Source organism: Agrobacterium tumefaciens, assembly GCA_025559845.1.
Lineage (GTDB): Bacteria > Pseudomonadota > Alphaproteobacteria > Rhizobiales > Rhizobiaceae > Agrobacterium.
The window spans coordinates 1,883,027-1,906,560 of the sequence record CP048469.1 but is presented as its reverse complement, the minus strand read 5'-3'; the positions used below and the strand labels follow the sequence as shown (position 1 = coordinate 1,906,560).

23 protein-coding genes are annotated in these 23,534 nt (G+C 58.1%); 8 read left to right on the top strand and 15 right to left on the bottom strand.

What is annotated here, in order from left to right:
* Positions 1–86 precede the first annotated feature (86 nt).
* Positions 87–1,601 carry an ATP-binding protein gene (locus FY156_09740; protein UXS01728.1) on the top strand — a complete coding sequence of 505 codons (1,515 nt, stop codon included), beginning with the start codon at positions 87–89 and terminating at the stop codon, positions 1,599–1,601.
* A gap of 32 nt (positions 1,602–1,633) precedes the next feature.
* Here the strand turns inward: FY156_09740 and FY156_09735 are convergent, their stop codons facing one another.
* Positions 1,634–2,623 carry a TerC family protein gene (locus tag FY156_09735; protein ID UXS01727.1) on the bottom strand — a complete coding sequence of 330 codons (990 nt, stop codon included), beginning with the start codon at positions 2,621–2,623 and terminating at the stop codon, positions 1,634–1,636.
* A 452-nt stretch (positions 2,624–3,075) separates the two neighbouring features.
* On the opposite strand from FY156_09735, the gene rpsD reads away from it, so the two are divergent.
* The 5 genes from rpsD (at position 3,076) to FY156_09710 (ending at position 7,358) form a co-directional block, all read left to right on the top strand.
* On the top strand, positions 3,076–3,693 hold the full coding sequence (gene rpsD, locus FY156_09730; protein UXS01726.1) for a 30S ribosomal protein S4: 618 nt from the start codon (positions 3,076–3,078) through the stop codon (positions 3,691–3,693).
* A gap of 70 nt (positions 3,694–3,763) precedes the next feature.
* Positions 3,764–4,693 carry a glutaminase gene (locus FY156_09725; protein ID UXS01725.1) on the top strand — a complete coding sequence of 310 codons (930 nt, stop codon included), beginning with the start codon at positions 3,764–3,766 and terminating at the stop codon, positions 4,691–4,693.
* Positions 4,694–4,756: 63 nt separating this feature from the next.
* The gene (ttcA, locus tag FY156_09720; GenBank protein UXS01724.1) at positions 4,757–5,665 is read left to right on the top strand and encodes a tRNA 2-thiocytidine(32) synthetase TtcA; all 909 of its coding nucleotides are present in this window, start codon (positions 4,757–4,759) and stop codon (positions 5,663–5,665) included.
* Between the two features lie 12 nt (positions 5,666–5,677).
* Positions 5,678–6,505 carry an inositol monophosphatase gene (locus tag FY156_09715; GenBank protein UXS01723.1) on the top strand — a complete coding sequence of 276 codons (828 nt, stop codon included), beginning with the start codon at positions 5,678–5,680 and terminating at the stop codon, positions 6,503–6,505.
* 28 nt (positions 6,506–6,533) lie between these two features.
* Positions 6,534–7,358: an inositol monophosphatase gene (locus FY156_09710; GenBank protein ID UXS01722.1), complete on the top strand. Its 825-nt coding sequence runs from the start codon at positions 6,534–6,536 to the stop codon at positions 7,356–7,358.
* Between the two features lie 72 nt (positions 7,359–7,430).
* On the opposite strand, the gene FY156_09705 is transcribed toward FY156_09710, so the two are convergent.
* The 3 genes from FY156_09705 to FY156_09695 form a co-directional block, all read right to left on the bottom strand.
* Positions 7,431–8,639, bottom strand: coding sequence for a multidrug effflux MFS transporter (locus FY156_09705; protein ID UXS03103.1), 1,209 nt, complete (start codon positions 8,637–8,639; stop codon positions 7,431–7,433).
* Positions 8,640–8,775: 136 nt separating this feature from the next.
* The gene (gene grxD, locus FY156_09700; GenBank protein UXS01721.1) at positions 8,776–9,111 is read right to left on the bottom strand and encodes a Grx4 family monothiol glutaredoxin; all 336 of its coding nucleotides are present in this window, start codon (positions 9,109–9,111) and stop codon (positions 8,776–8,778) included.
* Positions 9,112–9,255: 144 nt separating this feature from the next.
* Positions 9,256–9,519, bottom strand: coding sequence for a hypothetical protein (locus tag FY156_09695; GenBank protein ID UXS01720.1), 264 nt, complete (start codon positions 9,517–9,519; stop codon positions 9,256–9,258).
* 114 nt (positions 9,520–9,633) lie between these two features.
* On the opposite strand from FY156_09695, the gene FY156_09690 reads away from it, so the two are divergent.
* A complete protein-coding gene (locus FY156_09690; protein ID UXS01719.1) occupies positions 9,634–10,782 on the top strand; it encodes a hypothetical protein in 1,149 nt (382 codons plus the stop codon).
* Between the two features lie 84 nt (positions 10,783–10,866).
* Here FY156_09690 and FY156_09685 read toward each other — a convergent pair whose 3' ends face one another.
* The 4 genes from FY156_09685 to FY156_09670 form a co-directional block, all read right to left on the bottom strand.
* The gene (locus tag FY156_09685) at positions 10,867–11,100 is read right to left on the bottom strand and encodes a BolA family transcriptional regulator (protein UXS01718.1); all 234 of its coding nucleotides are present in this window, start codon (positions 11,098–11,100) and stop codon (positions 10,867–10,869) included.
* A 15-nt stretch (positions 11,101–11,115) separates the two neighbouring features.
* Positions 11,116–13,350, bottom strand: a complete 2,235-nt coding sequence (gene purL / locus FY156_09680; protein ID UXS01717.1) for a phosphoribosylformylglycinamidine synthase subunit PurL — start codon at positions 13,348–13,350, stop codon at positions 11,116–11,118.
* 114 nt (positions 13,351–13,464) lie between these two features.
* Positions 13,465–14,055 carry an acyloxyacyl hydrolase gene (locus FY156_09675; GenBank protein UXS01716.1) on the bottom strand — a complete coding sequence of 197 codons (591 nt, stop codon included), beginning with the start codon at positions 14,053–14,055 and terminating at the stop codon, positions 13,465–13,467.
* Between the two features lie 118 nt (positions 14,056–14,173).
* A complete protein-coding gene (locus FY156_09670; GenBank protein UXS01715.1) occupies positions 14,174–15,592 on the bottom strand; it encodes a PLP-dependent aminotransferase family protein in 1,419 nt (472 codons plus the stop codon).
* 91 nt (positions 15,593–15,683) lie between these two features.
* Here FY156_09670 and FY156_09665 point away from each other — a divergent pair, with 91 nt between their 5' ends.
* The gene (locus FY156_09665; protein ID UXS01714.1) at positions 15,684–15,989 is read left to right on the top strand and encodes a DUF1127 domain-containing protein; all 306 of its coding nucleotides are present in this window, start codon (positions 15,684–15,686) and stop codon (positions 15,987–15,989) included.
* Between the two features lie 173 nt (positions 15,990–16,162).
* Here the strand turns inward: FY156_09665 and FY156_09660 are convergent, their stop codons facing one another.
* The 7 genes from FY156_09660 to FY156_09630 form a co-directional block, all read right to left on the bottom strand.
* Positions 16,163–16,567, bottom strand: coding sequence for a hypothetical protein (locus FY156_09660; protein UXS01713.1), 405 nt, complete (start codon positions 16,565–16,567; stop codon positions 16,163–16,165).
* 97 nt (positions 16,568–16,664) lie between these two features.
* Complete coding sequence (gene purQ, locus FY156_09655; protein UXS01712.1) at positions 16,665–17,336, bottom strand: phosphoribosylformylglycinamidine synthase subunit PurQ; 672 nt, start codon at positions 17,334–17,336, stop codon at positions 16,665–16,667.
* 18 nt (positions 17,337–17,354) lie between these two features.
* Entirely contained in the window at positions 17,355–17,597 is a 243-nt protein-coding gene (gene purS, locus FY156_09650; protein UXS01711.1) for a phosphoribosylformylglycinamidine synthase subunit PurS, read from the bottom strand.
* A gap of 33 nt (positions 17,598–17,630) precedes the next feature.
* Complete coding sequence (locus tag FY156_09645) at positions 17,631–18,395, bottom strand: phosphoribosylaminoimidazolesuccinocarboxamide synthase (protein ID UXS01710.1); 765 nt, start codon at positions 18,393–18,395, stop codon at positions 17,631–17,633.
* 281 nt (positions 18,396–18,676) lie between these two features.
* Positions 18,677–20,926, bottom strand: a complete 2,250-nt coding sequence (locus tag FY156_09640) for an EAL domain-containing protein (GenBank protein UXS03102.1) — start codon at positions 20,924–20,926, stop codon at positions 18,677–18,679.
* A gap of 627 nt (positions 20,927–21,553) precedes the next feature.
* On the bottom strand, positions 21,554–22,117 hold the full coding sequence (locus FY156_09635) for a serine hydrolase family protein (protein ID UXS01709.1): 564 nt from the start codon (positions 22,115–22,117) through the stop codon (positions 21,554–21,556).
* A gap of 70 nt (positions 22,118–22,187) precedes the next feature.
* Entirely contained in the window at positions 22,188–23,495 is a 1,308-nt protein-coding gene (locus tag FY156_09630; GenBank protein ID UXS01708.1) for an adenylosuccinate lyase, read from the bottom strand.
* Positions 23,496–23,534 lie beyond the last annotated feature (39 nt).

The following is a 23,534-nucleotide window of genomic DNA, read 5'->3' as shown; positions in this document are numbered from 1 at the left end:
TCGTTTAATTTTTTGTTAAAGAGGGTGTTCGGTCGGCCTCCATGAGAGTCGGCGTTTCATCCATTCGCAGTGCAGGGAAGTGTAAAGTGCAGGTCGGCATCGACATGGGAACACTTTCGGGCGGGCAGGCTGCCAAGCTCGATATCGAGGAATTGCTGGCCACGCGTCTGTTGGTGCAGGGCAATTCCGGTTCCGGAAAGTCGCATCTTCTGCGTCGTCTGCTGGAACAGTCCGCGCCGTGGGTGCAGCAGGTCATCATTGACCCGGAAGGTGACTTCGTCACGCTGGCCGACAAGTTCGGGCATATTGTCGTGGATGGCGAGCGCACCGAAGCAGAGCTTGCCGGTATCGCCAATCGTATCCGCCAGCACCGCGTTTCCTGCGTTCTGACGCTGGAAGGTCTTGATATCGAGCAGCAGATGCGCGCCGCCGCTGCCTTCCTCAACGGCATGTTCGATGCCGATCGCGAATACTGGTATCCGGTTCTCGTTGTGGTGGATGAGGCGCAGATGTTTGCGCCATCCGTCGGCGGCGAGGTTACGGAAGATGCGCGCAAGGCTTCGCTTGGCGCCATGACCAATCTGATGTGCCGAGGCCGTAAACGTGGACTTGCCGGTGTGATCGCCACACAGCGCCTCGCCAAGCTTGCCAAGAACGTCGCGGCTGAAGCCTCGAACTTCCTGATGGGCCGAACCTTCCTCGATATCGACATGGCGCGTGCAGCCGATCTTCTCGGCATGGATCGCCGTCAGGCGGAAATGTTCCGCGATCTGCAGCGTGGTAACTTCGTTGCTCTTGGTCCGGCTTTGTCGCGCCGCCCGCTGCCGATCGTCATTGGTGCGGTTGAAACCTCGGCGCGTTCCTCCTCACCGAAGCTGATGCCGCTGCCGGATGCGCCGCAGGATGTGGAAGACCTGATCTTCACGCCCGATCCGGAGGAATTCAACCGGCCAGTCGTTCGTCGTACGCCGCCTGCGCCGCGCCCGACAACGGATATCCTGGCGGAGCTTTCGCGATCGACGCCGGCAGCCGTCACGTCACCCTCCGAGCAGACACGCTCGAGCCAGCCCGAAATGTCCCCCGAGGAGCGGGAAGAGAAGATCGCCGGCGTGCTGATGGAAATTCTCGATGATCCGCAATCGGCCTATCGTACCGATGCCGTGCTTTATCAGGATTTTCTGGTGCGCGCCCGTATGCGGCGTATTGCCGGCACCCCCATGCCGCTGTCCGAATTCCGTCGTCAGGTGGCCATTACCCGGTCTGGCGTCGATGTGGAGATGGCGGCAAGCGAGCACTGGCAGACAGCGCTCGAGCTTTCAAAAAGCGTTTCCGACGATCTTCAAGGCGTGTTCCTGCTGTTGGTGAAGGCGGCGCTCGGCGAAGAGCCATGTCCCTCTGACGCCCGTATTGCCCGTGCTTACGGCACCCATTCGGCTCGCCGGGCCCGGCGCCTTCTCGGTTATTTCGAGGAAAAGGAACTGGTGGTCGTTCACGCCGATTTTTCCGGCAAGCGGATCGTGGCTTTCCCCGACCTCGACGCAAAAACCGCACCCGGCGATGCGGATGCGGCGGATGGAGACGTCAGTCTCGCTGCAGAATAATGAGAAAAGGCGGCTTTCGCCGCCTTTTGCATTTATGCCTTGTCGATGACCTTGTCTTCGTTGCGCGTCGCGATCAGCGAACCGATGATGCCGGTCGCCAGAATGGCGACGGTCACGCCGAGCGAAAGAGCCGGCGGGATCTTGGCGATACCCAGCATGTCGGCGACAAAGATTTTCGAGCCAACGAACACAAGAACCGCAGCCAGCGCGTATTTCAGGTAAGCGAAGCGGTGCATCAGGGCTGCAAGTGCGAAGTAGAGCGCACGCAGGCCGAGGATTGCGAAGATGTTCGACGTATAGACGATAAACGGATCGGTGGTGATCGCGAAAATCGCCGGGATCGAATCGACTGCGAAGATCAGGTCAGCAATTTCGACCATGATAAGCGCCAGGAACAGCGGCGTAACGAAGGTCTTCAGCTTACCGGTCTTCGAATCGGTTTCCTTGACGAAGAACTTTTCGCCATGCAGGGCATTGGTGACCGGCAGGTGGCTGCGCAGGAATTTCAGGATCTTGTTGTTGCCAATGTCATTTTCATCGTGGTCGGACGAAAACAGCATTTTCAGGCCGGTGAAGACAAGGAAAGCCGCGAAGAAATACAGAACCCAGTGGAAGTTTTCGACGATGGCCGCACCAGCCGCGATCATGATGCCGCGCAGTACGATAACGCCGAGGATACCCCACAGCAGGACGCGGTGCTGGTATTGGCGCGGAATGGCGAAATAGGAGAAGATCATGGCGATGATGAAGATGTTATCCATCGCCAGGCTTTTTTCGACAACAAAGCCCGTGACGTATTCCATCGCCGACTGTTGACCGGATTGGTACCAGATCCAGCCGCCGAAGGCCAAGCCGATGGCGATGTAGAAGCTGGACATCAGCATGCTTTCGCGAATGCCGATTTCCTTGGAATTCTTATGCAGAACACCAAGGTCAAGGGCCAGAAGGCCGAGAACGAGAGAAATGAAAACCGCCCACATCCATGTGGGGGTGCCGAGAAAATCCAGAAACAGGAAGTCCATCAGTCAACCTTTAGCCGGACGAGGTTGGCTTTTCGGATGGGGAACGCATATCAGAACTTAACGTGGCCCCATCCTATAGAAACTCGACATCACGTGTTGTCCGGTAACACGCCAGAGGGGCCCGAGTTCTGATCACGACGGGGAGATAGGAAGCCTTTCCGGCTTTTCAAGAGCGGAGCTGTAAAAAAACGAAAATGGCGTGTTTGACAAATTTGTAAAACAGCTATAGAAGCCGCCCCAACGCCGGGCAGTGATGTCCGGTGTGTTTCGTTGACTGCCTTGCAGTTTATAAGCTGACGTTCGGCGGTCAACATCACCGACATGTCCCGTGGCTTCTCCACAAGCGTGTGTGAGAATCCTGTCAGAGGTTCTGAAACGGATCTCAGAGGAGGGCGTGTTTCCTTAATCCGGTTTGGCAACGGACCGGCATAACCTGTTTAGAAGGAAATACGATGAGCAAGCGCGAATCGGCTAAGTATAAAATTGACCGCCGTATGGGCGAAAACATCTGGGGTCGTCCGAAGTCCCCGGTTAACCGCCGCGAATACGGCCCGGGCCAGCACGGCCAGCGCCGCAAGGGCAAGATGAGCGACTTCGGCACGCAGCTGCGCGCCAAGCAGAAGCTCAAGGGCTACTACGGCGAACTGCGTGAAAAGCAGTTCCGCGCAACCTACGACGAAGCAAACCGTCGCAAGGGCGATACCTCTGAAAACCTGATCGGCCTGCTCGAGTCGCGTTTGGACGCCATCGTCTACCGCGCAAAGTTCGTTCCGACCGTTTTCGCATCGCGCCAGTTCATCAACCATGGCCACGTCACGGTTAACGGCGTTCGCGTCAACATCGGTTCTTACCGTTGCAAGCCGGGCGACGTTATCGAAGTTCGTCAGAAGTCCAAGCAGCTCGCAATCGTTCTCGAAGCAGTTGCTCTCGCTGAGCGCGACGTTCCTGACTACATCGAAGTTGACCACAACAAGATGGTTGCGACCTACGCTCGCGTTCCTTCGCTGTCCGACGTTCCGTACCCGGTCATCATGGAACCGCATCTGGTCGTCGAATTCTACTCGCGTTAATCGTCGGGTTTTATTATTCAAGAAGCCGCCCCTTGTGGGCGGCTTTTTTGTTTGTTGCGGAAGGCTGGGTATGCAGGACATTCAGGCGATCGTCGATTCGATCTATGGCAGCATGGTGCCGCGGCTGGGCGAGGGGAAAGTCGCTGACTATATTCCCGAACTGGCCAAGATCGACCCGAAGCAGTTCGGTATTGCCGTAACCACTGTGGATGGCACGACCTATACGGCGGGCGACGCTTTGGCGCCGTTTTCGATCCAGAGTATTTCCAAGGTCTTCATGCTGACGCTGGCGCTCGGCAAGGCGGGGGAGACAGTCTGGAACCGTGTTGGCCGCGAACCGTCCGGCTCGTCCTTCAATTCCATTGTCCAGCTCGAACATGAGCATGGCATTCCGCGCAACCCCTTCGTCAATGCGGGTGCGATCGTCGTCAGCGATATCGTGCTTGCCGGACATCAGCCGCGCGAAGCAATCGGTGAACTCCTGCGTTTCGTGCGTTATCTTGCCGACGACGATACGATCAGCATTGATGACACGGTGGCGAAGTCGGAACAGGCGACCGGTTTCCGCAACATGGCGCTTGCCAATTTCATGCGTTCGTTTGGCAATATCCATCATCCGGTGGACTATACGCTGGGTGTCTATTTCCATCAGTGCGCGCTGGCCATGAGCTGCTCGCAGCTTTCCCGTGCCGGGCTGTTTCTGGCAAACCACGGGCGCAACCCGTTGACCGGGCACACTGTCGTTTCCGATCGTCGGGCCCGACGGATCAATGCGCTGATGCTGACCTGCGGCCATTATGACGGTTCGGGCGATTTCGCCTATCATGTCGGCCTGCCGGGCAAGAGCGGTGTTGGCGGCGGTATTCTCGCGGTGGCGCCGGGCAAGGCGTCGATTGCCGTCTGGTCGCCGGGTCTCAACAAGGTCGGCAATTCGGCGCTGGGTTCAGTTGCGCTGGAAATGCTGGCGACAAAAACCGGCTGGTCCGTGTTCGGGGCTTGATCTTCCCGGCATATACAGGCATTTCGAGCATCAAAGGTGGCGGGCAAGCCAAGCGAGCTAATCATGAACATTATCACGAGCATCGATGATATGCCGGATCAGGATCTGACCGGAGAGCAAAACGGCTCGCATCCGCTGTTTGCCAACGCGCCGAGTTCCGTCTCGTTCAACAAGCTGCGCAAGCGCTTGCTCCGGAACGTGCGACAGGCCTTCGAAGACTTCGACATGCTGAAGGGTCAGAAACGCTGGCTCGTCGGGCTATCCGGCGGCAAGGACAGCTATGGCCTGCTGGCGCTGCTGCTGGATCTGAAGTGGCGCGGTCTTCTGCCGGTCGAGTTGATCGCCTGCAATCTGGATCAGGGGCAACCGAATTTCCCCAAGCACGTTCTGCCCGAGTACCTCACCGGGATCGGCGTGCCGCACCGTATCGAATATCGCGACACCTATTCCGTCGTGAAGGAAAAGGTTCCGCAGGGCGGAACCTACTGTTCGCTCTGTTCGCGGTTGCGGCGTGGCAATCTCTACCGCATTGCCCGCGAGGAGGGCTGTGACGCGTTGCTGCTCGGCCATCACCGCGAAGACATTCTCGAAACCTTCTTCATGAATTTCTTCCATGGCGGCCGGCTTGCGGGCATGCCCGCCAAGCTGATGAATGACGAAGGCGACCTGATGGTGCTGCGGCCGCTTGCCTATTGCGCCGAGGACGACATGGCGAAGTTTGCCGCTGCCATGGAATTCCCGATCATTCCCTGCGACCTTTGCGGTTCGCAGGACGGGTTGCAGCGTAATGCCATGAAGGACATGCTGGCGGATATCGAGCGGCGTATGCCGGGCCGCAAGGATGTGATGTTGCGGGCGCTTGCGCACGTGAACCCGTCACATCTGCTCGATCCGAAGCTTTTCGACTTTTCGGCGCTTGCTGTCACCGAGCCGTCACATCAGGAGCGTAGGGAGGCCCACCCTCCCTTATGAAAAAGATCCTCCATGCCACTTTCTGATTCCGACCTCGACTTTCTCGTTTCCACTGTTGCCGCTGTCGGCGCGGAAGAAATTCTTCCCCGTTTCCGAAACCTGAGCGCCGGAGCGATCTCGGAAAAGTCGTCGGCTGTGGATCTTGTGACGGAGGCCGATCTTCTCGCTGAAAAACGGATTACAGCGGCACTGCTGGCGCGCTTCCCGAAGGCGCATATCGTGGGTGAAGAAGCCTATGATGCGGACAAGTCCGCTGTTCCGGCGCTAGCCGATGCGCCACTTGCCTTCGTCATTGACCCCATAGACGGCACGTTCAATTACGCGTCCGGCTTTCCTGCCTTTGGAACCTTGCTGGCGGTGACCGTCAAGGGTGAAACCGTTGCCGGCATCATCCACGATCCCGTCATGGCCGACACCATCATCGCCGTCAAAGGCGAGGGGGCTTACCTCACGCGGAAAAACGGTACGCGGGCAAAGCTCAAGGTCGCCGATCCGGTACCGCTTTCGGATATGGTCGGTATCTTCTCCTGGGGGCACAGCCACATCGATCGGCGTCCGGTGATCGCGGCCAATATGGCGAAGACCAAGATGGCGCTCTCGCTGAACTGCTCGGCGCATGAATATTGGCTGGTTTCCACCGGCAAGCTGCACTTCATAGGTCACGAGAAGCTGATGCCCTGGGATCATCTGGCCGGCGTGCTCGTTCACCAGGAAGCGGGTGGGTACACGGCCCGTTTCGACAATACCCCATATCGTCCCGGAGACATCACCGGTGGCATTCTGTCCGCGCCTGACAAGGAGAGCTGGAGAATGCTGCGCCGGGAAATTGCTGCCTTATAAATTCAAGACCACAGGAAGGATGACGCCCATGAGTATCGAACTCGACATTGCAGCGCTTGCCACCACGCTTCAGGAAGCGGCGGCGGTGGAAATTCTGCCGCGGTTCCGTAATCTGGGCGATGGTGACGTGCGTATCAAAACCGAGGCGATCGACCTCGTGACCGAAGCCGATGAGGCTGCTGAACGCCTGATCCGCGCCCGTGTCGAAGAGATCATGCCGCAGGCGGTCTTTATCGGTGAGGAAGCGGTTGCGGCGGACGCGTCGCTGCTTGGCAAAATCGCCGATGCCGATCTTGCTGTTGTGGTCGATCCGATCGACGGCACCTACAATTTCGCATCCGGCCTGCCGCTCTTCGGCGTGATGATGAGCGTCGTGTCCAAGGGCGAGACCATTGCCGGCCTTATCTTCGATCCGATGGGCAATGACTGGGTGATTGCCGAGAAGGGCTCCGGCGCGTGGCTCTGCAGCGCAGACGGTGCACAGACGCAGATGTCTGTCGTCCCGGCGCCTGAGCTGTCGCAGATGATCGGCATTGCCAATACCGGCTATTTCGATATCGAAACTCGTCGCAAGGTGCTGCTGAACCTCGCCGATGTGCGCCTGTTCACCAGCTATCGTTGCGCGGCGCATGAATATCGCCTGTTCTGCGGCGGTCACATGCACTTCCTGATGTACAACAAGCTGATGCCCTGGGATCACCTGGCGGGTACGCTGATTTCGCAGGAAGCCGGCGCCTATGCGGCGCGTCTGGACGGTTCGGCTTATCTGCCGAGCCATGTCGATGGCGGGCTGCTGCTTGCTCCTGATCAGGCAACCTGGGAGTTGCTGCGCGAGAAGATCTTCACCGTCTGAAGACGGTATCTTCCAAAAGAAAAGGGCGCGGGAAGACATTCCCGCGCCCTTTGTCTTTAATGAAATGCGTTCTTATCGCGTCGGCTTGTTGTGGGCCTGAAACAACACGCCCTTTTCACCGATCAGCACGAAGATCAGGCCGATGATCGAGACGACAAAGAAGCCGGCGACCATTGGCAGCGCCGTACCGTCGAAAGCCTGTCCGATAACGGCACCGATCAGCGAGCCGCCGACTGTGCCCATGAAGCCGATGACCGACGAGGCTGTTCCAGCGACGTGACCCAGTGGTTCCATCGCCAGAGAGTTGAAGTTCGAGCCGATCCAGCCGAACTGGAACATGGCGAGCGCGAAGAACACGATGAAGATCGCGAACGGCATCGGTTCCGGCCCCAGAACCTGCACCAGCAGCCACAGGAAGGTGATGGCGATGAAGCCAAGCAACGACCCGTGCGAGAGCTTGCGCATGCCGAACTTGCCGACCAGCCGGGCATTGATGAAGGACGAGAAGGCCATGAACAATGCGACGCCGGCGAAGGCGGCCGCAAACCATGCGCCGAGCCCGTAAATGCCCTTGTAGACCTGCTCTGCGGAGTTGATGAAGCCGAACAGGGCGCCGAAGATGAAGGTGCTGGACAGTGTGTAACAGAGCGCAATGCGGTTGGTGAGGACGATCTTGAAGCCGCCGATAACCGAACGAACCGTCAGGGGGCGTACATCATCCGGGTGCAGTGTCTCGGGAAGACGGTAATACATCCACGCGGTCACCACGGCTGCGATGACGGCCATGAAGGCGAAGATCAGGTGCCAGTCACCAAAGAACAGCACGATCTGGCCGGTGCCCGGCGCGATGACAGGCACAACCATGAAGACCATCATGATCAGCGACATCACTTCGGCCATCTGGCGGCCGCCATAGATGTCACGGACGATCGACACTGTGATGACGCGGGTTGCCGCCGAGCCGATGCCCTGGATGAAGCGCAGCATGAGCAGGCCGGAGAAGGACGGTACAAAAACAACGGCGATGGCTGAAACGATGTAGATAGCCAGACCGAAAAACATCGGCTTGCGGCGCCCGAAACGGTCCGAAATGGGGCCGTAGAAAAGCTGGGCAATACCAAAACCGAGAAGATAGGCGGAAATGACATACTGGCGATGGTTTTCGTTCTCGACGCCAAGCGACGCGCCGATTTCCTGAAGGCCGGGCAGCATGATGTCGATGGCCAGTGCATTGAGCGCCATCAGCATTGCGGCCAGGCCAATAAATTCCGTGCGCCCCATCGAGCCTGCGCGCGAAGCGGTGGATTGTGAAAGATTTGTCACAGAGTTTGCCCCAAAATAACGGCAAAGGCGTTGCATGACGCAACGCCTGGCATAGTTTTCTGACAATCAGAGTGGGCCGGTTTCCCGGCCGAAATCAGGCCGCGCCGCGGACGCTGATACCCTGTTCTTGGAAATGGTTTTGAAGTTCACCGGACTGGAACATCTCTCTTACGATGTCACAGCCACCGACGAACTCACCCTTGATGTAGAGTTGCGGAATGGTCGGCCAGTTGGAGTAGTCCTTGATGCCCTGGCGGATATCGGCATCGGCAAGCACGTTGATGCCCTTGTAGTCGACGCCGAGATAATCGAGAATCTGAACGACCTGGCCGGAGAAACCACACTGCGGGAACTGCGGTGTGCCCTTCATGAACAGCACCACATCGTTGCTCTTCACTTCGTTGTCGATCATGTCGTTGATGCCGCTCATGGGCCAAATCCTTTCAACATGCGGGTCAAGGCCGCTGCTTTGTCTTTGTTCTTAAATAACATGTCGCGACGCGATTTCCACCCACCGCAGCTAAAAAACTGCGGCAGTTGCAAACCCGTCGGGTCAGATTTTCGAACTCGTACCTTAGCGGCTTCTCTGCTTGCTGCGCGAGGAGGCGGTGCGGCGTTTGCTGACCTGCTTTCTGGCTGGTTTACGCTTGGCAGTGGAGGATGAGCTGCCGCCGAGCGCCGCCTCGATGATCGAGCCGACAATACCGCCTGCTAGCGAGGTGCTGCTCTTGGTCCTGCGCTTTGTGCGGCGGGTTTTCTTGACGCCCGTCTTTTTCAGAATCTCAGCCATGGCGCCCTTCATGACGCCGCCAACGAGCTCATCTACGATCTTGGACAAATTTTCACCGCCTGCAAAATCTACCATATTTCGGTCGTGATTTTTACTATACGTGCGTCACCCACTGTATCAAGCGATCCTTTTGGGTATTTCAAACCCAAAGGTTCTTTGTTTATGGCGACTGTGCAGTCACGGCTGGTATTTTATTTTCCCGGTTTCGATCCTCTCGATGCGGCTGCCCACCATCTGCGGTATCAACGCGCCGCTGCCCTTGCCGGCAAGACCTGGGACGTGGCCTATGAGGTGGGCAAGCTGGAGAGCACACCGGCCGGCGACCATTTCACGGTTGATGCCCGCATAGGCGAGAAAAACACGCGTTCCTCCATTTTCGTCTACGATCACAACGACATCATTTCGCATCTGCGCAGCACGTCTGTCGCGCAGCAGGTGGCCTCTGGCTTCAAGGCCGGAGCAGGGATCATCGCCGAAGGCGCTGCCGTTCGCTACTTCCGTCATGCCTGGCGGTTTGGACTGTTTTTCATTTTCCCGTTTCTCCTGATGCTGGCAGGCGGTGCCGCGACTGTTGCAATCACCTTTCTGCCTTGGCTGTTCGGCCTTTCCGCCTGGCTCTGTCTGCTGAGCGTGCCGGTTGCGGGGCTGTTCTTCGTAAAAGCATTCCTGCCGTTTGCGGAGCGTTTCCATACCCTGCATCTTTACGCCGACTGGCGGTTTGCGCTTGCGGTGGGCAGGGACGACCCATTGGCGCGTGACTGGATCGAGGACAAAGCGCAGGCGGTGCTTCTCGCCCTTGAACAGCCGTCAGAAGAAATTCTCGTCGTGTCTCACAGCATGGGTGCAAGTCTCGCACTGGCCGTGATCGGACGGGTTCTGGAATTGCAGCCGGATGCCCTCAAGGGCCGCAAGCTATCCTTCTCGACCCTTGGCGGGGCTGCGCTGCAATGCGCCTTCCTGTCGAGCGCAACGCGGCTGCGGCAGAGCATCGGAACGGTCGCGCATCACCCGGAGGTGACATGGTTCGACATTCAGTGCCTGACCGACCCCATTCATCTCTATCGCTGCAATACGGCCCATCTTGCCGGCCATGAGGATGCGCAGCAGCCCACCATCGTGCCGATCCGCTTCAAGCATTCGCTCTCGGCGGAGCGCTACAAGAAGAACAAGCGCAACTTCCTGCGTATGCACAGGCAATATGTGCTCGGCCCGGATCGCAAGTCGGGATTCGATTTTACCTTGATGACCGCCGGGCCTTTGCCGGTGGCGTCGTTTGCCGGGTTGGAGTCGCAGCAGCCACCCGTCCTGTAAGCGGCAACGCCATTTCCAGTTCTGAAAACAAGAAGGCCCGCGTGAGATGTCACGCGGGCCTTTGAGTTTCATCTTGCGGGCAGATCACTCAGGCGCAGATGTCTGAAGGGCCAGGGCATGCAGAACGCCGCCCATGTTGCCCTTCAATGCGTCGTAGACCATCTGGTGCTGTTGCACGCGGGTCTTGCCCTTGAATGCGTCAGCGACGACTTCCGCCGCGTAATGATCGCCATCACCGGCCAGATCGCGGATCGTGACCTTTGCCCCGGGGATTCCCGCCTTAATCATGTCTTCAATGTCGCCGGGTTTCATGGGCATGGTGTTTCTCCTTGATTATTCTGCAGCGACGAGAGTTTCGCCGTCCATGAATTCAGGGAACCACGATTCATAGGCCGAGTGCAATTCTTTAATCTCGACAGCACGCGCCGTGCCCAGCTTTACGCTGGAGCCGCCTGTAACGCCGATTTTCTGGCAGGAAACGCCCGATGCCTTGGCAGCCGCCTCGACCTTTTCGAGGTCGGATGTCTTGACCGTCAGAACATAGCGACCCTGGTCCTCGCCGTAGAAGCTGAGGATAGGATTATGGCCTTCAACCGCATCAACAGTTGCACCGATACCGGACGAAATTGCCATTTCGGCAACAGCGAGCGCCAGACCACCGGACGAGCAATCGTGAACGGTAGTCGTCAGTCCGTCGACGATCAGCGAACGAACGAAATCGCCGTTCTGCTTTTCGGCAGCGAGATCGACATGCGGGGCAGGGCCATCGATACGGCCGTGAATGTCACGCATGTAGACAGACTGGGCAATATGGCTGCCGAGGCCGACAGGCGCGCCAATCAGAAGAATGACTTCATCAGCCGCAGCAAAACGAATGCGAGCCATCTTGCCCCAGTCCTTCAGCAGGCCGACGCCGCCAATGGTCGGGGTAGGCAGGATCGCCTGACCGTTGGTCTCGTTATAGAGCGAGACGTTGCCCGAAACGATCGGGAATTCCAGCACGCTGCAGGCTTCGCCGATGCCCTTGATGGCATGAACGAGCTGGCTCATGATCTCGGGCTTTTCCGGGTTACCGAAGTTCAGATTGTCGGTGGCAGCCAGCGGCAGAGCGCCGGTCGCCGTGATGTTGCGCCAGCATTCCGCAACGGCCTGCTTGCCGCCTTCGAATGGGTCGGCCTCGACGTAACGCGGCGTTACGTCGGAGGAGAAGGCAAGTGCCTTCTTGTCATGACCTTCAACGCGCACCACACCGGCGTCGCCGCCTGGAAGCTGCAGGGAGTTGCCCTGGATCAGCGTGTCGTACTGTTCGTAGACCCAACGGCGCGACGAGTTGTTGGCAGAACCGATCAGCGAAACGAGCGCATCGGCAACATCGGCCGCAGGCACGTCGTTTTCCGCAAGCGGTGCGGCAACCTTGGCCGGTGTCCACGGACGGTCGTATTCCGGAGCCTGATCGCCGAGATCCTTGATCGGCAGGTTGGCAACTTCTTCGCCGTTGTGCAGAACGCGGAAACGCAGATCGTCGGTGGTCTTGCCGACAATGGCGAAGTCCAGACCCCACTTGACGAAGATCGCCTTGGCAACGTCTTCCTTGGAGGGCTCGAGCACCATGAGCATGCGCTCCTGGCTTTCCGACAGCATCATTTCGTAAGCCGTCATGCGCTCTTCGCGCACCGGCACGGTATTCAGGTCAAGCTCGATGCCGAGGTCGCCCTTGGCGCCCATTTCAACAGCCGAGCAGGTCAGGCCAGCCGCTCCCATGTCCTGAATGGCGATGACCGCGCCGGTCTTCATCAGTTCAAGGCAGGCTTCCAGCAGGCACTTTTCGGTGAAGGGGTCGCCGACCTGAACCGTCGGGCGCTTTTCTTCGATGGACTCGTCGAACTCGGCAGACGCCATCGTTGCACCACCCACGCCGTCACGGCCGGTCTTCGCACCGAGGTAAACGACCGGAAGGCCAACGCCCTTGGCTTCGGAAAGGAAGATGGCGTCGGACTTGGCAAGGCCGGCAGCGAATGCGTTGACCAGAATGTTGCCGTTATAGCGCGGATCGAATTCCACTTCGCCACCGACGGTCGGTACGCCGAAGGAGTTGCCGTAGCCGCCAACGCCTGCAACAACGCCTGCGACAAGGTGACGGGTCTTCGGGTGATCCGGAGCGCCGAAGCGCAGCGCGTTCATGGCTGCGATCGGACGCGCGCCCATGGTGAACACGTCGCGCAGAATGCCGCCGACGCCGGTTGCCGCGCCCTGGTAAGGTTCGATGTAGGACGGGTGGTTGTGGCTTTCCATCTTGAAGACGACGCAGTCGCCGTCATCGATATCCACGACACCGGCGTTTTCGCCCGGTCCCTGAATGACGCGCGGCCCCTTGGTCGGCAGCGTCTTCAGCCACTTCTTCGAAGATTTGTAGGAGCAGTGCTCATTCCACATGGCGGAAAAGATGCCGAGCTCGGTGAAAGTGGGCTCTCGTCCGATCAGGTCGAGGATACGCTGGTATTCGTCGGGCTTCAGCCCGTGGGATGCAACGAGTTCCGGGGTGATCTTGATGGAGTTTGGAATCGACATAGGTCTCACGCGGTTCGAGCCGAGGGAAGTTTCCGGTTCTTTAGCGCAAGAGGCTGATTGGCGCGACAGGAAAATGCGCGGTAAACCCAGCAAATCGCCGCTTTATGCCCTTATTCAGAACTTGTAACCGACCATCAGGCCCACTCGCGTCAGTCCGTCGTTGGGGCCGTCGCAAAGATTGGCGTGTGATGCGTGCTCGATCTGGGCCGAAATGTTCCAGTTGTTGTCAAAGCGATAGCCGATCGCGGCGTATTCGTGAAAAAGCGCCCGACAGCCGAACTCAGGGCCTGTTTCGCCGGGGTCGTTTTTCAGCTTGCCGTCATGCCACAGCCCGCCAAAACCAAGATCGATGAAGATTTTCGGATTGAGATCGAAGGTCCAGTTCACGCCGCCGAAAATGGTGTTGGCAGCGCCATCGGTGCCAATTTCAGTGCCGATGTGCAGACGGGGGCGGGCAAGCTTTTGACCGAGCGTGACGGCGGAAGCGTTGGCGAAGGGGTCGAAATATGCGGTGAAGGCGGGGAATACGCCGTCTTCGCCGCCATTGTCCGGATTGGAGACGGAGGCTGTGGTGCCAAACCGCAACTCGTCGAACACGGTGCCCTCGGCAGCCTGCGCCCCCGTCACTGCAGCAATGGGCAAAAGGGCAGACATCATAGCCAGAGCGATTGCACGCCTGGCGGAAAAGGAACCGAATGCAACCATCGAATCAATCCCCCGCTCTGATCAGGCGGAGGATGCCAGATTCGCGGGGTTAGGAAATGATCCGGTTTTCGAATTCCGCCGGCTGTTGCGCGAAAGACTCTGTTGCCGTCAGATCGGCTCAGGCAACGCTTTCATATCCTGCCGAACCATTGTCGAGGAGGCGGCGCAGAATGCCGAAGGCTTCGGTCATTTCCTGCTGCGTCGAGGGGCCGGAGAAGCTGATACGGACGCGGTGATAGACCTTCTCGGCTCTGCCGGCCTTGAACTCGTCCTCATCATCGATCAGCACGCCTTCTCGCGCAGCAGCGCTGCGGAATGTCCCGGAAAGCCAGGGTTCAGGCAGCTTCAGCCAGAGGAAGGCAATATCCGGCAGGGAATTGAACTCCATGCCGGCAAGAACCTTTCTGGCGATCGCTTCGCGCTGATTGATCTCGGCAAGACAGTCCTTGCGGATATCGTGCGCGTCACCGCTGTTGACGAGGCGGGCATTCAATTCCGCCAGCATGAACGGCAATCCGCCAGTCATCATCGAATGCGAGATGCGGATTCGCGATGAAAATTGCGCGGGGCAGGCGACCCAGCCGCCACGGACGCCGGCTGCAACAGATTTGGAAAGGCCTCCCACAACGAAGGTCATATCCGGCGCGAACTCAGCGATAAGCGGAATTTCTTCGCGGGTCATGGCGCCGTACAAATTGTCTTCGATGATCCAGACGCCGTATTTGCGGGCGATGTCGGCAATCATCCGCCGCCGCTCTTCCGGTAAGGTGGCGCAAGTGGGGTTCTGGCCGGCCGACATCAGAAAGATCATCTTCGGGTGCTGCTGGGCGCAGACCCGTTCGAAATCTTCGGGAACGATGCCCTTCTCATCCGCTTCGACCAGCGTCACCCGCCGTCCGGCAAGGGCCGCGCTGCGGCTGATGTGCGAATAGGTGAGGGGCTCGAAAACAATCCGGTCGCCGGGCGCAGTCATGGCGGTAATGACGCTCATCACGCCTGCATGCGCACCGAGCGTGGAGACGATGTTCTCCGGCTTGGGGGACCAGCCATTCTGCGACAGCCAGCGCGCGCCGGCGATGCACCAGCTATCCGGCAATGCCCTGATGTAATTGGTGATCTCGGAAGGGCAGTCTCGGGCAATCTCACCGATATGCGCGCTGATCAATGCGCTTTGGCCGATATCGGGGGCGGCCGTCGTGTTCATGCGGAATTCGCCCTTAACGTCGAGCCCGTGGCGTGTTCCACCGAAGGCCGTCGTTGTCGGCGCGGCCTGGGTCTGCGGTGTGGGAGATTTTCGTTCGTTGACATAGGTGCCGCGGCCAACCTCGCCACTGACCAACCCGCGCTCGTGTATCAGCGCATAGGCCCGGCTGATTGTACCGATTGTCACGCCCAGGTCGTAAGCGAGGTTTCGTTGTGGCGGCAATTTTGTGCCGGCGCCAAGCGTGCCATCCGAAATCGCGCCTTCAACGCTGTCTGCAAGGCGGAGATAAATCGGGCCATCGCCCTTGGTGATGTCTGGAAGCCAATTTGTCATGGTGACAATTTATGCATTGTATCTGTCTATGAGTCAATTGTATTTATTGTTTGCGTTCAATGTGAATATAAATGGAGACAATAGGTGCAATATGCGCAAGATGGATCAATACCTTTCGACAATGGATACAATTTATCCTGACGGTTACGAACGGGAACGCGTGTTCCGCGATGCCGGTGACATGGTTGCACCGGCGCCGTTTCCGGCCAGGATCGCCCGCACGTTTATTGGTCGCGTCATTGTGCGCGCATCTCAGTGGTTCATGAAGCGGTCGGGCCGTCTTGCCCTGCGCGAATTGTCCGATGAGCAATTGCTCGATATCGGTCTGACGCGTCAGGAGGCCCAGAGGGAGGCAAGCAAGGCCGATCTTCTCAACTGGCCTTCGCGATCCCTTTAGTTTTCTGTCAGCGGATCACCAGCAGACCATATCAGGTTCTGCGGCCCGGTGCCTGCTGATTTTCTGCCGGAGAGCGGCGCCTTCTTTCCCCGGCGCCTTAATGCCATCGGCAGGCCCGCCATGCCAATCCCAACCGGCCTGGCGGGTCTTTTTATGTGCGGAAGGCTGTTAGATCAGCAACCCTTGCCGCCATTTGCCCAACGCTTGACGTCGGCGGCAATGCGAGACGACATACCCTCATTCATCACAGGACCGAAAGCATCGAGCTTTGCCGGATTGCCTTCCGCCTGGACGACGAGCATCGGTCTGGATTCCGGGCTGTTGCGCGGCACGAGAAGAATGCGCGGGCGGCCGGAGAAGGAATTCAGTTCGGGTGCAAGGCGGTAGGACTTGAATGCCGGGTCGCCGGATTTGAACCAGCAGGCATTGGCGCCGAGCGCGATGCGCTCCATGGTCGGCAATGCTGCGTGGGAAACGGAACTGACCGGCTGCGGTTTGGGTTGGCAAGCGGCGAGGGCAAGGGCGGCAAGCGTCAGACCTGCGGCACGGCTGAAAGTAAAGCGAAGCAGGCGGCTCATCACGTTTATCCGAAAAATGAGAACAGGCGGGAGCGGCGGATAGCGGAACCGGTCCCGCCGCTCTGTATTTTGTCGGCCCTTTGGGCCTTGTGCGGGATCAGGCCGCGATGACGCCGAGCGCCGATGCGAACAGGCCGCGTCCGTCGTTGCCGCCATGGGCAGCTTCGATCAGGTTTTCCGGATGCGGCATCATGCCGAGAACATTGCCCTTGGCGTTGATTACGCCGGCAATGTCGTTCAGCGAGCCGTTCGGGTTGGTACCTTCGGCATAACGGAAAACGACCTGGCCGTTGTTTTCCAGGGCCTTCAGTTCGTCGGCTTCGACAAAGTAGTTGCCGTCATGGTGAGCAACCGGGCAACGCAGGATCTGGCCCTTGTCGTAAGCGCGGGTAAATTCGGTGTCGTTGTTGGCGACTTCGAGCTTCACTTCGCGGCAGACGAACTTCAACGATGCGTTGCGCATCAATGCACCCGGCAACATGCCGGCTTCGACGAGGATCTGGAAGCCGTTGCAGACACCAAGAACCTTGACGCCCTTTTCAGCCTTTTCACGAATGGCCTGCATGACCGGCATACGTGCAGCGATTGCGCCACAACGCAGATAGTCACCGTAGGAAAAGCCACCGGGAATGACGATCAGGTCGACATCGGGAATTTCCGTTTCCGTCTGCCAGATGGTCACGGGCGCCTTGCCGGAAATCTTGGTCAGGGCGGCGATCATGTCGCGGTCGCGGTTGAGGCCGGGAAGTTGAACGACGGCGGATTTCATGGACGACGGCTCCTCAGCTTAGAGAATAGCGATGGCGTAGTTTTCGATAACCGTGTTGGCCAACAGTTTTTCGCACATTGCCTTCAGGTCGGCTTCGGCCTTGGCCTTGTCTGTACCGCCGACTTCGAGGTCGAACACCTTGCCCTGACGGACCTGGCCCACACCTTCGAAACCGAGGCTGCCGAGCGCGCCTTCGATTGCCTTGCCCTGCGGATCGAGAACGCCATTCTTCAGCGTAACAGTCACCCGTGCCTTGATCACCTGATCTTCTCCTGATTTCACTTAAAACGGCAGTTACTTCACCAGAACCGGGCCAGTGCCGCGGATCGGTTCGTTTTCATTGATGATGCCAAGCCGGCGCGCGACCTCGGAATAGGCTTCCAGCAGTCCGCCCATGTCACGGCGGAAGCGGTCCTTGTCCATTTTTTCCTGGGTCTCGATATCCCACAGACGGCAGCTATCGGGAGAAATCTCGTCAGCGAGAATGATGCGCATCATGTCGCCTTCGAACAGGCGGCCGCATTCGATCTTGAAGTCGACGAGCTGGATGCCGACGCCAAGGAACAGGCCGGACAGGAAGTCGTTGACGCGGATCGCCAGTGCCATGATGTCATCAAGCTCGGCAGGATTTGCCCAGCCGAAAGCCGTGATGTGCTCTTCGGAGACCATCGGGTCTTCAAGTGCATCGGACTTGTAGTAGAACTCGATGATCGAGCGCGGAAGAACAACGCCTTCGTCGATGCCAAGACGCTTGGATAGCGAGCCGGCGGCGACATTGCGCACGACAACCTCAAGCGGGATCATTTCGACTTCCCGGATCAATTGCTCGCGCATGTTGAGGCGGCGAATGAAGTGCGTCGGAATGCCGATCTTGTTCAGATGGGTAAAGACATATTCAGAGATGCGGTTGTTCAACACACCCTTGCCGTCGATGACTTCGTGCTTCTTCTTGTTGAAGGCGGTCGCATCGTCCTTGAAGAACTGGATGAGCGTTCCCGGCTCCGGACCTTCGTAAAGGATCTTGGCCTTGCCTTCGTAGATACGGCGGCGACGATTCATATTAGCAGGTCTCTTGGTTGACGCCGATTCTGTCGGCGTTGCGTTTCTGTCTTTGAAGCGGTCCCATAACGGAAAAGAGAGAATTCTACAATGCGGGCGGCATATCTTCCCTTCGATTCTTATGGTCTGCTGCAGGTTACGCCTGAATGATACCGTCGGTCACGATTTTTCAGCAGCGGTGCTTCATGAATATCCCATTCGTCGTGAAGACGAATGCCACGAACGCGACATCCATCAGCGAAGAAAAATTATGTTTTCACGATGGCAAAGGGGAAAGCGCCTCAAAAAGCGCGCTTGCGCGTTGGTCCCGGGCTTTCCAGGTTCAGTTGCCGCCAGGGCTGCGACTGGACGAACGGGATGATTGCCTGCTGCGGTAATGGCCGGCACAGCGCATAGCCCTGCAGGTAGTCGCAGCCAAGCTTCTGCAGCACCCTGACATGGGCTGCCGTTTCCACACCTTCGGCAACAACCTTGATGCTCAGCGAGCGGCCGATGTCGATGATCGATGTCAGCAACTTGCGCTGTTCAGACGATTGCGGTGCTGTGCGCACCAGTTGCCTGTCGACTTTCAGTACGCTCGGACTGACTTTCAGAAGGCTGACGATGGAGGCGTGGCCGGTGCCGAAATCGTCGATCTCGATATCGATGCCCATGTCTCGCAACTGGCGCAGGTTCGAAATAGCCACTTCGTCGCTGTCGTCGAGGAATATCGATTCCAGCAGTTCGAAAGATACCGAGCCGGGCGGGATATCGACATTGGACAGCGACTTCATCAGTCCGGGGTCATGCAGGCGTCGCGACGAGACGTTGACGGAAATATTCGGAACATCGAGACCGGCCATATCCCAGGCTTTGAAATCCTTGATCGCCTTGTCGAGCATCATCGCATCGATCGACGAGACGACATCGAGGTCCTCGGCGATCGCGAGAAAACGATCAGGTGTCAGGATGCCTTTTTCCGGGTGCTGCCAGCGTGCCAGTGTTTCTACGCCAGCAATGTCCAGTGTCTGGGCGTCAAAACGGAACTGGTAGAAGGGGATGAATTCATCTCGTTCGAGCGCCAGCAGGATGTCATCGGACATGCGTTTGGTGTTGATGAGAATGTCCTGCGTATCGGCGGAAAAGAATTCGTAGCGGTTCCGGCCACGCTTCTTGGCGTTGTAGAGGGCAATATCGGCATTGAGCAGTATCTGCTTGACGTCCGACGTCAGACCATAGCTGCTCGCAATGCCGATGCTGGCGCCGAGGCGACAGACATGCCCCTCAAAGTGCACGGGCTTTCGAATTTCCTTGATCAACCGGTCGGCCATCAATGCGAGCTTGCGCTGATTGCCTGAGAACCGGGAGATGACAACGAATTCGTCGCCACCGACATGGGCGACAAAATCGGCATTGCGCGCGTTCTTTTTCAAAAGCGCGGCGATGTGCTTCAGCATCATGTCACCGGTCTTGCGACCGAGTGTGTCGTTGATCTGCTTGAAGCGGTCGAGGTCGACGTGGAGAACCCCGACACCCTTGCCCTCGGCGAAACTTTCCCTGGCAAAACCGTCGAACATCGCATCGAGATAACGGCGGTTCGGCAGGTCTGTCAGATCGTCGTGGGTGGCGTTGTACTCGATCCTGGTCTTGGCCGTTTCGAGTTCGCGGTTGCGGGCCTCGGCAAGCGTCTTGGCCCGTTCCAGTTCATTGCGGAGCGCCACGTCGGCGGTGACGTCCCAGTTCACCCCGATCATCTTCTTCTGACCATCGGAATCGATGAACGGCAGAGAGCGTGCGCGAATATAACGGTACGAACCATCCGGCATGATGGCACGATACTCTTCCGAAAACGGGATCATCCGCGCGACATGGTATCCGACGTTCTTTTCGACGCGCTCGATATCGTCGGGATGAACGCGGGTTTCCCAGAGCCCGCCGACCGCTATGGTTTCCGACCTTTCGATCTGCATGATCTCGTACATGCGGTCATCCCATACGGTGATGCCGGTATCGAAATTCGCCACGAACACGCCGACCTGAGAGGCTTCGAGTGCAAGTTTCAGGGACCGCGAAATGCGTTCGACCTGATGTTCGGTTTCTTTTCTCTGTGAAATATCCGCATCCGTGCCGACAATGCGCACAGGTTTGCCGTTTTCATCACGTTCGACACAGGCGCCCCGGCACTCGATCCAGACCCAGCGGCCGTCCTCGTGGCGCTCGCGATATTCGAACACAGCATAGGCAGGGTCACCGGCGTTCTGGCGTTCGATGCAATGCAGGGTATGTTCCCGGTCGTCGGGGTGTATTTTCTGCGCCCAGCGCTCGAAATCAGTTTCCAGCTCGCTATCGTTTCTGATGCCGCGGATCTGGCGCCAGATGTCGGAGCCGTACATTTCACCGGTCGCGAAATTCTGGTCCCAGACACCAAGACCGGCGCTGACAAGCGCGCTATCCCAGCGTTTTTCGCGGAATGCGATGGCGTTTTCGCGCCGTCTCTGATTGGTGATATCGGTCAGCTGAGCAAAAAGCCGCTGTTCTCCATCCACTTCCATCCTGCCGATGGACAATACGACGAAAACGTCCTGCCCGCCGTCTACAGTGGCAAGCCGGACATCGGCGGAAAAGGGCAATTGCTGCTCTGGATTGGCGAGCGCGGCCTTGATTGCTGGATGGTGATCCTTGTTGACGAGACCGAATATGCTGGTCTTGTCTGGCAGTGCGGTGAAAAGAGGAGCGTGTTCAGGTATCTGCAATACCTGGCCATCCTTGCCCAGTTCCAGCGTCGGAACCGGTAGGCTTTCGAATATGGCACTGAGAACACGATTTACGCTCAATCGATCCGGCCCATTTTGAGATGTCTTTGATATTAAATAATTTTCTTCACGCGCCTTCTACGAAGGTTAACTGTAACGTTGCCGGTTTAATCTATCGTTAAATTCACGACGGCGTTACCGAAAGTTGCGAAATGTCAATCTACAGGAAATCCGGTGTTTGCAACATGTCTAATATAGATAGGGGTCGGTTGTGAACAGTTGCATAGTCTTACGACCAATGGATAGGGCTGCTTCGGGCGCGGCGCAAGTCGAATTCTGACACAGAAGAGAAAAGGGCCGCAACGCGCGTCAGCGAATATTCGCGCGTTGATTGCTCTCGTTACAGGCGCCGGAAGAAGCCTGCGGTCAGGTTTCGGAAGGCTTCAGCTTGCTCAGGAACTGCGCAAAGACCATGCCGCCTTCCGGCCAGGGACCATGGCCGGACTCAGCGTTGATATGTCCGGACATTCCGGCATCGATCAGCAGCGAACCCCATGCAGCAGCAATTTCGTCGGCATGTTCGTAAGAGCCGAACGGATCGTTCCTGCTGGCGATGGTGATGGTCGGGAACGGCAGTGGATCGCGCGGGTAGGGGCCGAACGTCATCAGGTGTTTCGGCCTGATCGCATCGTTGGCGACGTCAGGCGGGGCAACGAGAAGTGCGCCCGTCACCTTCTTGCCAATCTCGGGCAGGGCATGGATCACGGTTGGAACGCCGAGCGAATGGGCAACGATGACAACCGGTCTGGTCGAGGCGTTGACCTCTTCGACCAGCCTTGCCACCCAGTCTTCCTTCACCGGTTTTGACCATTCCGCCTGCTCAACCCGGCGCGCGGTGGAAAGCTTGCGCTCCCAACGGCTCTGCCAGTGGTCGGGGCCGGAATTGGTGTAACCGGGTACGATAAGAATATCTGCTTCTGAAACCTTCATGGGCCCATATCTGTGTTGCAATAACGGCGCGATCAAGATCGCGCCGTTACTATCTTTTCTGATTTTGTTCTTAAGCGTTGCCGAAGACGCGCTTGAAGATCGTGTCGACGTGCTTGGTGTGGTAGCCGAGGTCGAACTTCTCGCGGATAACCTCTTCGGAAAGAGCTGCGCGGACTTCGTCATCGCCCAGAAGCTCTTCAAGGAAGTCTGCGCCGTGTTCCCAGACCTTCATGGCGTTGCGCTGGACCAGGCGATATGCGTCTTCACGAGACACGCCTGCCTGCGTGAGCGCGAGCAGAACGCGCTGCGAATGTACCAGGCCGCGGAACTTGTTCATGTTCTTCAGCATGTTGTCCGGGTAAATCACCAGCTTCTCGATAACGCCGGCCAGACGGTTCAGCGCGAAGTCGAGGGTGATGGTGGTGTCAGGACCGATGCCGCGCTCCACGGAGGAGTGGCTGATGTCACGCTCGTGCCAGAGGGCAACGTTTTCCAGCGCCGGAACAACCGACATGCGTACCAGGCGGGCAAGACCCGTCAGGTTCTCGGTCAGCACGGGGTTGCGCTTGTGCGGCATTGCCGAAGAACCCTTCTGGCCCGGAGAGAAGAACTCTTCGGCTTCCAGCACTTCGGTGCGCTGCATGTGGCGGATTTCGATCGCGACGTTTTCGATCGACGAGGCAATGACGCCAAGGATTGCGAAGAACATGGCGTGGCGGTCGCGCGGAATGACTTGGGTCGAAACCGGCTCCGGCGCAAGACCGAGCGCCTTGCAGACGTGTTCTTCCACGGAAGGATCGATGTTGGCGAATGTGCCGACGGCGCCGGAGATGGCGCCCGTGGCAATTTCAGCGCGGGCGTTGACGAGGCGGGCGCGGTTGCGATCCATCTCCGCGTAGAAGCGGGCAAATGTCAGGCCCATCGTGGTCGGCTCGGCATGAATGCCGTGGCTGCGGCCGATGCGCACCGTGTTCTTGTGTTCGAAGGCGCGTGTCTTCAACGCGGCCAGCAGCCGGTCCATGTCGGCCAGAAGCAGGTCGGCGGCGCGAACGAGCTGAATGTTCAGCGTCGTGTCGAGAACGTCGGAGGAGGTCATGCCCTGGTGCACGAAACGGCTGTCGGGGCCGACGAATTCGGCAAGGTGCGTCAGGAAGGCAATGACGTCGTGCTTGGTTACAGCTTCGATTTCATCGATGCGCGCCACATCGAAGTTAGCGCTGCCGCCCTTTTCCCAGATCGTCTTCGCTGCGGACTTCGGAATGACGCCGATTTCGGCCAGCGCGTCGCAGGCATGGGCCTCAATCTCGAACCAGATGCGGAATTTTGTTTCCGGCGACCAGATAGCGACCATTTCCGGCCGGGAGTAACGAGGGATCATGGCAAGGGCCTTCTTTGTGGAGGAAATTTGCTGCCCGTT

Bases quoted from the DNA above. Each gene is read 5' to 3' on its own strand.
- FY156_09735 (UXS01727.1), bottom strand. From the start codon at position 2,623: ATGGACTTCCTGTTTCTGGATTTTCTCGGCACCCCCACATGGATGTGG.
- rpsD (UXS01726.1), top strand. From the start codon at position 3,076: ATGAGCAAGCGCGAATCGGCTAAGTATAAAATTGACCGCCGTATGGGC.
- FY156_09725 (UXS01725.1), top strand. From the start codon at position 3,764: ATGCAGGACATTCAGGCGATCGTCGATTCGATCTATGGCAGCATGGTG.
- ttcA (UXS01724.1), top strand. From the start codon at position 4,757: ATGAACATTATCACGAGCATCGATGATATGCCGGATCAGGATCTGACC.
- FY156_09715 (UXS01723.1), top strand. From the start codon at position 5,678: ATGCCACTTTCTGATTCCGACCTCGACTTTCTCGTTTCCACTGTTGCC.
- FY156_09710 (UXS01722.1), top strand. From the start codon at position 6,534: ATGAGTATCGAACTCGACATTGCAGCGCTTGCCACCACGCTTCAGGAA.
- FY156_09705 (UXS03103.1), bottom strand. From the start codon at position 8,639: ATGGGGCGCACGGAATTTATTGGCCTGGCCGCAATGCTGATGGCGCTC.
- grxD (UXS01721.1), bottom strand. From the start codon at position 9,111: ATGAGCGGCATCAACGACATGATCGACAACGAAGTGAAGAGCAACGAT.
- FY156_09690 (UXS01719.1), top strand. From the start codon at position 9,634: ATGGCGACTGTGCAGTCACGGCTGGTATTTTATTTTCCCGGTTTCGAT.
- FY156_09685 (UXS01718.1), bottom strand. From the start codon at position 11,100: ATGCCCATGAAACCCGGCGACATTGAAGACATGATTAAGGCGGGAATC.
- purL (UXS01717.1), bottom strand. From the start codon at position 13,350: ATGTCGATTCCAAACTCCATCAAGATCACCCCGGAACTCGTTGCATCC.
- FY156_09675 (UXS01716.1), bottom strand. From the start codon at position 14,055: ATGGTTGCATTCGGTTCCTTTTCCGCCAGGCGTGCAATCGCTCTGGCT.
- FY156_09670 (UXS01715.1), bottom strand. From the start codon at position 15,592: ATGACAAATTGGCTTCCAGACATCACCAAGGGCGATGGCCCGATTTAT.
- FY156_09665 (UXS01714.1), top strand. From the start codon at position 15,684: ATGCGCAAGATGGATCAATACCTTTCGACAATGGATACAATTTATCCT.
- FY156_09660 (UXS01713.1), bottom strand. From the start codon at position 16,567: ATGAGCCGCCTGCTTCGCTTTACTTTCAGCCGTGCCGCAGGTCTGACG.
- purQ (UXS01712.1), bottom strand. From the start codon at position 17,336: ATGAAATCCGCCGTCGTTCAACTTCCCGGCCTCAACCGCGACCGCGAC.
- FY156_09645 (UXS01710.1), bottom strand. From the start codon at position 18,395: ATGAATCGTCGCCGCCGTATCTACGAAGGCAAGGCCAAGATCCTTTAC.
- FY156_09640 (UXS03102.1), bottom strand. From the start codon at position 20,926: ATGGAAGTGGATGGAGAACAGCGGCTTTTTGCTCAGCTGACCGATATC.
- FY156_09635 (UXS01709.1), bottom strand. From the start codon at position 22,117: ATGAAGGTTTCAGAAGCAGATATTCTTATCGTACCCGGTTACACCAAT.
- FY156_09630 (UXS01708.1), bottom strand. From the start codon at position 23,495: ATGATCCCTCGTTACTCCCGGCCGGAAATGGTCGCTATCTGGTCGCCG.